Here is a 10,932-nt window from a genome sequence, read left to right as displayed (position 1 = left end):
GGCGTCTGTCAAACCTCCTCGGGTTCGCTGATGATCCGTCGATCAGACCGATGAGCCTGAACTAGTTGGAGGGTGCGCCGCACAACGATGCAGGCTCGCATGGAGCAGCTCCTGCGTCGGCGCGCACCAGCGGAGGTGGGAATGCTATTCATTCCATCTCCATCAGTTCAAGCGCGCGCCGATGCGCCGGCATATCCAAGCCGATGTCGAGAATAGGCGCGCTGTGTGTCAGCCACCCGACTGAGATGAGGTCGACCCCCGTCGCAGCAATCGACGGAGCCGTTTTCGGTGTAACCCGACCGGAAGCCTCGGTGATGGCGCGGCCACCGACCAGTGCGACGGCGCGGGCAAGATCGTTAACCGACATATTGTCGAGCAGCACTGCGTCGACCCCCAGCTCGAGTGCTGCATCGAGCTGCTCCAGCGTGTCAATCTCGACCTCGATCTTCACCACATGGCTTGCGGCGGCCCGTGCCCGCTTTATTGCCGTGCGAATGTCGCCGGCGATTGCGATGTGGTTGTCCTTGATCAGCACGGCGTCGTCGAGCCCAAAGCGGTGATTGGCGCCGCCGCCGACGCGCACAGCGTATTTCTCCAACGCGCGCAGGCCGGGCGTGGTCTTTCGCGTGCACACGATCCTCGCCTTATGGCCACGCACGGCCTCGACCATCGTCGCTGTGGCTGTGGCAATGCCGCTCAGGCGGCACAGAAAATTGAGTGCCGTGCGCTCGGCCGTCAGCAGGCCTCGCGCCGGTCCGCACAGTTTGGCGATCGTCTCGCCCGCCGCGACATCGCTGCCGTCAGCTCGCCAGATGTGCATGTCGATCGCAGGCTCTACGAGCATGAAGGCGAAGGCGGCCATATCGAGCCCGGCAACGATTCCTGACTGTCGCGACTTGAGCACCAACGTGGCCGTGCAATCATGCGGGATCACCGCATCGCTGGTCAGGTCGCCGCATCTGCCCAGATCTTCCAGAAGGGCACCGCGCACGATCGGTTCAATTAGGGCCGAGGGAAGGGGTGAGAATGAATTCATGTCAGGTGCTCCGAACCGACGCCCGGCAACCAAGTGCGGCGGCGGCCTGTATTGCGCTGCTCAGTGTCAGCCGCGAACTGCGCGCGTCTGCATCGCGCGAGGGGAAATCCGACCGACAGTGCGAACCGCGGCTCTCTTCGCGCCGCAGGGCCGCTATGGCGATCATCAGCGCGACCAAGGCCGGCCCGGAGCCAGCGCTGTCGTGAGCTGCGCCCGGCAGCAGGGTCGCTACCGCCTCGTGCATCGTCTCGCCGTGGCGGATGATGCCGAGCGCGCCGGAGACGACCGCCCGGATGGCAGAAGGATCTGGCCTTGGAGGGACGAACGTGGAGCAAATGTGCCGCCGCCGGGTCTGCGATGCACCGGCGACGCTCTCAGCAACCCAACTCGCTGTGACCACCAGCTCAGTGAGCGAATTGCTGGCGAGGCGGTTGGCGCCGTGCAGTCCGGTGCGTGCGACCTCGCCGCAGGCCCACAATCCCTCGACGGAGCTGCGGCCAATTGCGTCTACAGCAACGCCGCCCATGTGGTAGTGTGCGGCCGGGCGCACGGGGATCGGGTCGGTCGCGGGATCGACGCCTGCCTTGCGGCACAAATCGGCTATGGCCGGAAAGCGTTCGCCAAATCTCGGGCCCAGGCATTGCCGCGCGTCCAGGAACACGCGGCGTCCGGCTGCAAGCTGGCGCCAAACCGCACGCGCAACCACGTCACGAGGTGCAAGCTCGCCGCCAGGCGTTTCAGCGAGAAAACGCTCTCCTCGCTCGTCGATGAGCACCGCGCCTTCGCCGCGCACCGCTTCGCTCACCAGCGGCATCGGCCGGCGCGGACCGTCGAGGGCAGTCGGGTGGAACTGCACGAATTCCAAGTCGGCGAGCTCCGCCCCGGCCCAGGCGGCGAGCGCCAGCCCGTGTCCCCATGATCTAGGCGGGTTTGTCGAATAGCAAAACAGGCCGCCGATGCCCCCCGTCGCCAGCACCGCGCGGCGCGTGGGCAAAGCAACCGCGCCCGTGTGCCCGGCCGCGACGACGGCGATAATCGACCCGCCTTCCACGATCAGCCGCCGGGCCTCCACATTTTCGAGGATAGTGATCGAGGGTGTGCGCCGCACCGCGGCGATGAGCGCGCTGACCAGCTCGCGCCCCGTGGCGTCGCCCGCCGCATGCACGATCCGCCGTTGCGAGTGCGCCGCCTCAAGCCCGAGCCGCAACGCGCCGTCAGCGCGGCGGTCGAATGCGACACCGAAGCGCTCAAGAGTCTTGATCGCTTCCGGTGCAGCTCGGACCGTTCGCCGCACAGTCGTCTCCTCGCAGAGCCCGTCACCGGCCGCGAGTGTGTCGCCGACATGAAGTTCTGGGCCGTCGTCGCGGCCGAGACTCGCCGCAAGACCGCCCTGAGCGAGCTCGCTGCAGGACCCGGTTCCGAGCTTCGCATTGGACAGAAGCACAACCGGTTCGGGCGCCAGACGAAGCGCCGTCATCATACCGGCGATACCGGAGCCGATGATGACTGGCGCCCCGGCGATGTCGTGAACGTCGAGACTCATATTGAAAGCATACGCTCGACCGCGCGGCGGGCGGGGCCGGCTATCCCTGGATCGATCCGGATCTCGTGCCGGTTCTCCTCGAGCGCGGCGCGAATATTGGCAAGCGTAATGCGCTTCATGTGCGGGCAAAGATTGCAGGGGCGGACGAACTCGACGTCCGGATGTGCGACCGCGACATTGTCGCTCATCGAACATTCCGTCATCAACACTATGCGGGGTGGTTTCTCCCGCTCGACATAATCCGACATGGCGGCGGTGGAACCCGAAAAATCCGCCTCTGTGACAACTTCCGGGTGGCATTCGGGATGGGCCAGCACGATGACGCCTGGATGTGCAGCGCGCAGTTCGCGAATGTCGGCCGGGGTGAAGCGCTCATGCACCTCGCAACGACCCTTCCAGGCGATGATCCCGACCTTCGTTTCGGCGGCGACGTTCTTAGCGAGATATTCATCGGGCAGCATGATCACACGCGGCGCGCCGAGCGATTCCACCACCGCCTTTGCATTGCCCGAGGTGCAGCAGATGTCAGACTCGGCCTTCACGGCGGCGGAGGTGTTGACATAGGTGACGATGGGCACGCCGGGATAACTCTCACGCATCAGCCGCACGTCTTGTGCCGTGATCGAGTCGGCAAGCGAGCAGCCGGCGCCCATGTCCGGGATGAGCACGGTCTTGTTCGGATTAAGCAGCTTGGCGGTCTCGGCCATGAAATGTACGCCGGCAAGGACGATGACTTGCGCCTCGACTGTCACTGCCTTGCGGGCCAGCGCCAAGCTGTCGCCGACAATGTCTGCGACGCAATGGTAGATCTCGGGCGTCTGATAGTTGTGCGCCAGGATGATGGCGTTGCGCTCGCGCTTGAGCGCGAGGATGGCTTCGATATCCTCTACGAAAGCCGGCCATTCAATCGGCGGGATCACGCGCCGGACGCGCTCGTAAAGGAACGCGGCCGTTGGCAGCACGGCGCTCATTGATGCCCCCCCCCACTTATACTCAAGCTGAAAATAACCGGCATATACTTGCCGTGAGTATAAGGGATGTCAACCCCGCGCCAGCGGCAATTTTGTGCCGGCGATAGCCCTTTCGTCGAGAACGGCGTGGCGGAAGCGGTAGAGCTTCGCCGGCCGACCGCCGGTCTCCGCAGTGGTCTCGCCGGTCTCCTCGACCAGTTCCTGTTGCTCGATCAGGCGGCGAAAGTTCGGCTTGTGGATGAGCCTGCCGGCGAGCGCCTCCACGGTTCGCTGCAGCTGGAGTAGCGTGAAAGTCGGGCGCATAAGCTCGAAAACGACGGGCCGGTATTTGATCTTTGAGCGCAGCCGCGCAATGCCGGTTGCCACGATACGGCGATGATCGGCGACCATGGATTTGCTAGGCAACAGGGGAGGCGAAGTCGCCTCCCGTCCGCTTCCGGCCTCTTGGACCAGGCCTGCTTCATAAAGTAACTCATAGCGTTGAAGCACGAGCTCCTCGTTCCAATAGCGGTCGTCGAAGCCAAACGCGATCGCCGCCCGCTGCCGGCGTTCGCGTCGCGTGGCCGCGTCGCGGGCTCCGTCTGCCCAAACGATCAGGCGCGGTCGCACAACATCCAGCACCACCGGCGGGGGGCCGGAGCGGTGGTCCTCCCATGGAAAATAGTCGTACCAGCTTCGCCAGCCGCACTTGGATGAGCCCGTTGCCTTTTCTTTGCTGGTCAATGCGAGATAGCTGATGGAGATGACGCGCTGCTGGCGTTCGACGCCGATTCGGTCCCGATCGGCGAAAGTGTAGAGCTGCTCGATGTACCCCAGGGGCTGGCCGGTCTGCTGCTCGACCCACCCCCTCAAACCGGATTGCGGCGATCGGTGCTCAAGCGCAAATGGTCCGGAGGGCAGGGTGTCAGCCTGGCCGATGGTGAGGAGACAGGGTTCACTTTCGTTCACTGCCACGACAACGGCGATCAGGTCCACTTTGACTTCGTCTGCCTTGCCGGCTCTGTCTTTACTGGTTCCTGTTCCCTGATCGTCCATGTTCGTTGAAAGTGGTTGACCTGAGCTCGGACGCTTAATCGATTTAGTGTAAGGGTAGCTGCCCGCACGTCAACACCGCACAGCTGCATCCCCATTTTTTAGCTCTTCGCACTTGCACAAAAATGTGCCAAACGCGACACCTGCGGCGAGTAACGCTAGGGAAGGAGGGGTCGATTGAGCGCAGCTGGTCACCCAAAGGGAATTGCACCACCCGATATTCGGATGCGGAAAGGCCAGACGCCACTCGTCTGCCTGACGGCATATACCACGCCGATCGCCAGTTTGGCCGATCGACACCGCGACATCGTTCTCGTCGGCGACAGCGTCGGCATGGTGCTGCACGGCCTCTTGTCGACGCTGGGCGCCAGCCTCGACATGATGATCATGCACGGCCAGGCGGTGCGCCGCGGTCTGGTGCGAGCGTTGATGGTCGTAGACATGCCATTCGGTTCCTATGAAGAAAGCCCCGAGCAGGCCTTCCGCAACGCTGCGCGCCTGATGGCGGAGACCGGTTGTGCAGCGGTGAAGCTCGAGGGCGGCCAGACCATGGCCGAGACGATCCGCTTCCTCGCGGCGCGCGGCGTACCTGTCATGGCCCATGTCGGCTTGACGCCGCAGGCGGTCAATACTTTCGGCGGCTACCGGGTCCAGGGGCGGGGAGACGATGCCGAGCGCATCAGGCGCGACGCCGGTGCCGTCACGGAAGCTGGCGCTTTCTCGGTGGTGCTGGAGAAAGTGCCCGAGCCGCTCGCACGGCGCATCACTGCGGAGATCGCCGTCCCCACAATCTGCATCGGCGCCTCGCCCGCCTGCGACGGCCAGATTTTGGTCAGCGACGATATGCTCGGGCTTTTCGGCTCTTTCCGGCCGAAATTCGTCAAACGCTACGCCGAACTAGGCAACCAGGCCGATGCGGCGATTGCCGCTTACGCCGCCGATGTGAGGGAACGGCGCTTTCCGGCGGCCGAGCATTTCTACGCCAACGAGACGAAGGCCGGAAACGTCACATGAGCTTGCCGATCGTTCGAACCGTTGCCGAGCTCCGCGGCGTTGCCACGGGATGGCGTCGCTTAGGCGCCAGTATTGCCGTTGTGCCGACGATGGGGGCACTGCATGAAGGTCATCTGAGCCTCGTGCGTGCCGCGCTTCAGAAGGCCGAGCGCGTAATCGTGACGCTGTTCGTCAACCCCAAGCAGTTCAACAGTGCCGCCGACCTTGCCGCGTATCCCCGGACGGAAAACGAAGATGCTGCCAAGCTCGTGCGGACAGGCGCGCATCTGCTCTATGTGCCGGATGCAGAGGAGATGTATCCAGCGGGCTTTGCCAGCGCTGTTTCGGTGTCCACTCTCAGCGAGGGCCTCTGCGGCGCCTTCCGGCCCGGCCATTTCAATGGCGTGGCGACGGTCGTGGCCAAGCTCTTCCTGCAGACCGGCGCTGACTTCGCCTTTTTTGGTGAAAAGGATTTCCAGCAGCTTCAGCTTGTCAGGCGCATGGTCCTGGACCTGGATATTTCGATCACCGTGGTCGCATGTCCGACAGTCCGCGAAACCGATGGTCTTGCGCTGTCGTCGCGCAATATCCGGCTTTCTCCAGCAGAACGCGCCATTGCCCCAAAGCTCGCTTCGGTCTTGCTCGACACGGCTGAGCAGCTTGCACGGGGCTCTCCTGTCCTGCCCATGCTTGATGAAGCGCGTGCAACAATTCTGGCGGCAGGCTATCGCGAGGTCGAGTACCTGGAACTTCGCGGGGAAACAGACCTGCAGCCTTTAGCAAGGCTCGATCGACCGGCACGCTTGCTTGTCGCGGCTTGGCTCGGCGACACTCGGCTCATCGACAACGTCGCAACATCCCCAGTTGGTAAGTGGCCAGATTCGCGGCGTTCCCTTCAACCGGAAGCAGCAAAGCAAAAGCGGCGATGATGGCGACCAAGTCGTACGCGTCGTATCGATGCGCGATCGTTTGACCCAGGTCTCCGCCTGGCATCGAGCAACATTGGGGGAGGTTGCGCAAAAGGGCAGATGTATCGCGTATTTGAAAACTTCATCGAGCAACTCTCTGCAAGCGTCGATGCTGTCGATCTCCATCAGGCAATGGCGTCCGCCGCAGCCGGCTTCGACTTCCCGCTCTTCGCCTATTTCAGTTACCCGTCGGTCTCCCGCCAGACGCCGCGATTGATTTCAAATTATCCTTCATCCTGGACATCGCACTATCTGCAATTGCGCTACCACAGCCATGACCCGGTGATCCTGCGCGGGCTGCAAGGCTGGGATACTTTTGATTGGGGCGTGGATCGACCTCGGCAGTATCTGCCGGCCTCGCAGCAACAAATTCTGGAGAAAGCAGCTCAGTTTGGCATTCGCGCCGGATTGACCATGTCCATGCATGACCGTCGCGGCCGGTTTGCGGCGCTGACCTTCGCTTCCGGCCAGTCCCATCCGCCTCTTTTGCGGTCACTGACACGTTACGAAAAAGCTTTGCAGCTGGTCGCGATCAACTTTCATATACATGCCCGGCGCAGGCTCGCCGAAGATTGCGTGGTGGATGGCATAGCGGTGACCCCGCGGGAGTTCGAATGCCTGAAGTGGGCGGCCGGCGGTAAGTCGGCCTGGGATATCAGCCAAATTCTCGGCATCTCGAAACGCACCGTGACCTTCCATCTTGAAAACGCCAAGGCAAAGCTTGGCGTGCGAACCATCAGCCAAGCCGTAGCACGACTGGCTGCTTCCCGTCAGTCGAGATCCTGACTCCTGTCGTCGGATAGCTGTAAAGGTCTACAGGCTGCATCAATGTCGGCTTTGCTCTTCCATGGCGGGAACACGTCCTGAACGGAGGCGACAAATGATGCAGCTGGTAACACCTGAACTCTACGGCGAGTTTCCAGGCGAACTCAAAGAAATGCACGCGCTCAGGCATCGGGTCTTCAAGGAAAGGCTGAATTGGGAAGTTCAGACCGAAGGCGAAATGGAAACAGACGCATTTGACAGACTGAACCCCGTTTATCTGCTTCTGAAGGGATCCGATTGGCGAATTTGCGGCTGCGTCCGTCTTTTGCCGAGTACCGGACCGACAATGTTGCGCGATACCTTTCCGATGCTGCTGGATGACACTGTGGCTCCCGCGAGTGCCGGCATCTGGGAGAGCAGTCGTTTCGCACTCGATCTCCCTCCATCAGCGCCGAAGGCGGCGGGCGGGCTGGCCCAAGCAACCTACGAGCTCTTCGCCGGCATGATCGAGTTCGGCTTGGCCAACAATCTTACTGAGATCGTGACGGTGACTGATACGCGCATGGAACGGATCCTGCGCCTCGCAACATGGCCATTGTCGCGCATCGGACAGCCAAGACCCGTCGGGAAAACGGAGGCGGTGGCCGGCTTTCTCGAGATTTCTCACCCGAGCCTCTTGCGTGTCCGCTGGAGGGGACGTCTGAACGGGCCGGTATTGTGGCGACCGGTTCTCGGCCTGTCAGCATAGCGCCATACGAAGCTCAGCCGTGACCAATGCTCGCGTTCCAATGGGCGCCACAGACGGTCGCACAGGCTGGCCGGACTGGCTCCGTCACGAAGCTTACGGTCGTTGCGATCGATTGCCCCGCCGTGCTTGCGCTGGGACGTGGTGGAGCCTGCTTTTTCGGGGACGCGCCGCACGAGCTGTTGGCGGACCGTTCGTCAAGCCATATGAGCGACCAGCTGTCGCGCGAGTCAGCGCCCGGCCGAGAACGATCTCAAGCCGTGGCGGACGGACATGTTGGTGCATTCCGAAGGTCGAGACCGAGTATGTCGCGCGAATGGAGGATGTGCTCGACCTCTATGCCGAGACTCGCGGCCCGACGCCTCCCGGTGCTGTGCTTGGAAAGCTCGACCCAGCATCGGCGAAGTGCGCCAACCCATCCCGGCCGCGCCAGGAAGGCTGGAGCGCTTTGACTGCGATTACAAACGCAACAGCACCGCCAATCTGTCCGTCTACCTCGCCGCCAACCGCTCCTGGCGCAAGGTCAAGGTTGCAGAGCGGCGCGTGCGGAACACTTTGCCAACTGCATGCGGGGTCGTGTCGATGTCCATTGTCCCCAAGCCGAGCGCACGGCGTGGTGCTAGACAATCTGTCGACCTACACGCCCGCCGCGCTCTGCCAGACGCTGCCGGTCTCAGTGGCGCGGCGAATCCTAAGGCGGCTGCAATTCCATTACCCCCAAAGCACGCCAGCTGGCTCAACGGGATCGAGATCAAAATCGGCGTCCTGCGCAGTCATTACCTTGACCGCCCGCATCGAAAGCCGCGCGCCCAAACCGAGGTCGCAGCCTAGGAACATCAGCGAAAGGCGCCCGCATCAACTGGATCTTCTCAGCGAATAGGCCCGCCGCAAATTGGCCAAAGCCTATCCAAAGCCAACGGCCAAAAAGTCATAATCTCTGTGCAGAGCCACTAGTTCGGCTTGGCATTGCGACTGTCTTTACCCCACAGCCAATCCTCTAAGGGCGCGCTCCAAGTAAAAAGAAGGATCATCATCGGAAGAATCCGTCTCGATGCTTGCTTCACTATCGGAATCACTATCGTCAATTTTCGAAAGATATTGCGTAGGTTTGTCTGCTCGCTGCCACTGGTTGTCCGCGTTCTTCGTCCACACTTCGGGATGCTGGTTAGGATCAAGCACCCAGTAATTGCGACCCACATGAACAAAACCCATTTCCGCTAGACGAGGTTCCATGCCGCTCGAGGCAGGACGTGACAAAACCAACGGATGATCGCCGTCCATACGCAGTTGATGTTCCAGCAGAATGTCGCCCGCGTTCTCAACCAATGGGTGAGTAACACGAAGATCTACCACAGACGTGATATCGTTGCGCCCAAACTGTTGCTGAAACCCTTCTCCTTTAATCCGAGCTGGGCCTCCCATTCTTAGAAGCCCAACAGTATCGTTCCCCAACTGATAGCTGAAAAATCGCGCAGGCTTATCCGGATCATCGTAACTGTTGGCATAGCCTCCAGCAACCGTGGCTGAGCGCTCAGCTTTAACGGAGACGAAATCTGAGTATTCTTCTGGATTAGTCGCAATACTCCTGATGTCATTACCCAAAAATCGCCTCACCTCCTCCATGAAATCAGATCTATCGATTTCCATGATCGGCGGCTGGGAAACGAGAGAGTATGGCGTCGTTGTCGCCGACGAGGAGCTACCCGGCTCCATGCCTGCAAGCGTTTCCGCGAAGCGGGGGCTGTCTTCTGGCTGTCCCGATTCATCAGCATAATTAGCGTTCATGGACGGACTGGATGAGCTAGTGATTCGGCTATACATCAGAATTCGCGCTCCCTATCAGCAGAATGCAGGCTGGGCTCGTGCCCTGCCGATGACGGTATGCAGCCTAGCTGACAACAACCTGACGCAGAGGCGCCCGAGCGCGTATGGGGCTGTGAGGAGGATTGCCGGTAGCCTGAAGATTGCCGTTTCCGGTGCCTCCGTTCTCCGCCCCTTGGGACTATACGTCGAGGCGATCGTGCCGCCGCGGGGCTTGAAGTCCCATCGGGCTGCCCTTCAGTAGCCTAATGATTTCCGCGCCGGTGGCCGTCTTTCGGCCTGGCTTCCCCCTTTCCACCGGAACCCGGGGAGGAGTGTGTGTATCGTGCTCGCTTCGGACCGGAGCATCCCATCAGGAGATTTGCTGGAGCGCTGTTCGGGCGACGGCGTGTCGAAACTGTTCCTATCCAGGCGGCCAGCGTCTGAATCGAGAAAAGCGACAAAACGCGTCGAAGAAGAAACGTTCTCAAGTCCAGTGTTGCGAGCGCCACCCGGTCCGGCGTTAGGCTGCCTTATGACGGTGATCCGCGATCTCTGATCGCTATCGAGCGCTCACAGCTCGACATCAGCCCAAAGAGGGGACCCATCGTCAATGACCAGGACGTCGAAATCCTTGTAAGTCTGGCCGAAAACGCTCTGTAACGCCCGACGCAGAATTCCCGCTTCTTTCTGGTAAAATGGGATGATTACTGTGAACGTGGCCAATTTTCATCCTCGCCTTCGGGAAGTCTGTGCAACTCATGCACCTGCCCGTTAGCGCATTCGGTAGCGGCTGGCCGAAGTGATTTTTTGAATGATGCCATCCACGGTATGGATGTGTCGTCAACGTTAAGCTTCGCGTCGCCGTGCTCTCCGGGCGGTGATTTGCGATTAACAGGCATGGTTCGCTCGATCATCCATCGCCACACATCGGAGAACCATGCCGCCTGATCGCCTCGTCACACCAACCTCCGCAAATCTTGACTTGGCGATGCTCGCCTTCGCAATGCCGGCGCAATACGACATCACACTGATCCGCCACCTCCCAAAGCAGAAAACGGCGCTCGACGGCAAAAATC

Annotated in this window: 9 protein-coding genes and 2 pseudogenes; 5 read left to right on the top strand and 6 right to left on the bottom strand. The window is 61.3% G+C overall.

Annotated features, from left to right (window positions below; genetic code table 11):
* Positions 1-148: 148 nt before the first annotated feature.
* The 4 genes from nadC to ACZ89F_RS22950 form a co-directional block, all read right to left on the bottom strand.
* Positions 149-1,036, bottom strand: a complete 888-nt coding sequence (gene nadC, locus ACZ89F_RS22965) for a carboxylating nicotinate-nucleotide diphosphorylase (protein ID WP_476094368.1) — start codon at positions 1,034-1,036, stop codon at positions 149-151.
* 1 nt (position 1,037) lies between these two features.
* Positions 1,038-2,579 carry an L-aspartate oxidase gene (locus ACZ89F_RS22960; protein ID WP_476094367.1) on the bottom strand — a complete coding sequence of 514 codons (1,542 nt, stop codon included), beginning with the start codon at positions 2,577-2,579 and terminating at the stop codon, positions 1,038-1,040.
* On the bottom strand, positions 2,576-3,550 hold the full coding sequence (nadA, locus tag ACZ89F_RS22955; protein WP_258119902.1) for a quinolinate synthase NadA: 975 nt from the start codon (positions 3,548-3,550) through the stop codon (positions 2,576-2,578). Before nadA ends, ACZ89F_RS22960 begins: the two co-directional genes overlap by 4 nt.
* A 69-nt stretch (positions 3,551-3,619) precedes the next feature.
* Entirely contained in the window at positions 3,620-4,585 is a 966-nt protein-coding gene (locus ACZ89F_RS22950; RefSeq protein WP_476094366.1) for an NUDIX hydrolase, read from the bottom strand.
* Between the two features lie 174 nt (positions 4,586-4,759).
* On the opposite strand from ACZ89F_RS22950, the gene panB reads away from it, so the two are divergent.
* From panB to ACZ89F_RS22925, 5 genes and pseudogenes are all read left to right on the top strand, one after another.
* A complete protein-coding gene (gene panB, locus ACZ89F_RS22945) occupies positions 4,760-5,596 on the top strand; it encodes a 3-methyl-2-oxobutanoate hydroxymethyltransferase (protein ID WP_476094365.1) in 837 nt (278 codons plus the stop codon).
* The gene (gene panC / locus ACZ89F_RS22940) at positions 5,593-6,504 is read left to right on the top strand and encodes a pantoate--beta-alanine ligase (protein WP_258119898.1); all 912 of its coding nucleotides are present in this window, start codon (positions 5,593-5,595) and stop codon (positions 6,502-6,504) included. The genes panB and panC overlap by 4 nt, the downstream gene beginning before the upstream one ends.
* Before the next feature lie 99 nt (positions 6,505-6,603).
* A complete protein-coding gene (locus ACZ89F_RS22935) occupies positions 6,604-7,329 on the top strand; it encodes a LuxR family transcriptional regulator (RefSeq protein ID WP_258119897.1) in 726 nt (241 codons plus the stop codon).
* 94 nt (positions 7,330-7,423) lie between these two features.
* On the top strand, positions 7,424-8,056 hold the full coding sequence (locus tag ACZ89F_RS22930) for an acyl-homoserine-lactone synthase (RefSeq protein WP_258119896.1): 633 nt from the start codon (positions 7,424-7,426) through the stop codon (positions 8,054-8,056).
* 228 nt (positions 8,057-8,284) lie between these two features.
* Positions 8,285-8,987, top strand: a pseudogene (locus tag ACZ89F_RS22925) (transposase); the annotation flags it as partial.
* A gap of 44 nt (positions 8,988-9,031) precedes the next feature.
* Here the strand turns inward: ACZ89F_RS22925 and ACZ89F_RS22920 are convergent.
* On the bottom strand, positions 9,032-9,838 hold the full coding sequence (locus ACZ89F_RS22920) for a host specificity protein (RefSeq protein WP_476094364.1): 807 nt from the start codon (positions 9,836-9,838) through the stop codon (positions 9,032-9,034).
* Between the two features lie 456 nt (positions 9,839-10,294).
* Positions 10,295-10,579 (bottom strand): annotated as a pseudogene (locus ACZ89F_RS22915) (glycosyltransferase family 2 protein); the annotation flags it as partial.
* Between the last annotated feature and the right edge of the window lie 353 nt (positions 10,580-10,932).

The organism is Mesorhizobium sp. USDA 3734 (assembly GCF_056279665.1).
The sequence above is the reverse complement of the archived record's forward strand: the minus strand, read 5'-3'. Positions and strand labels throughout refer to the sequence as shown.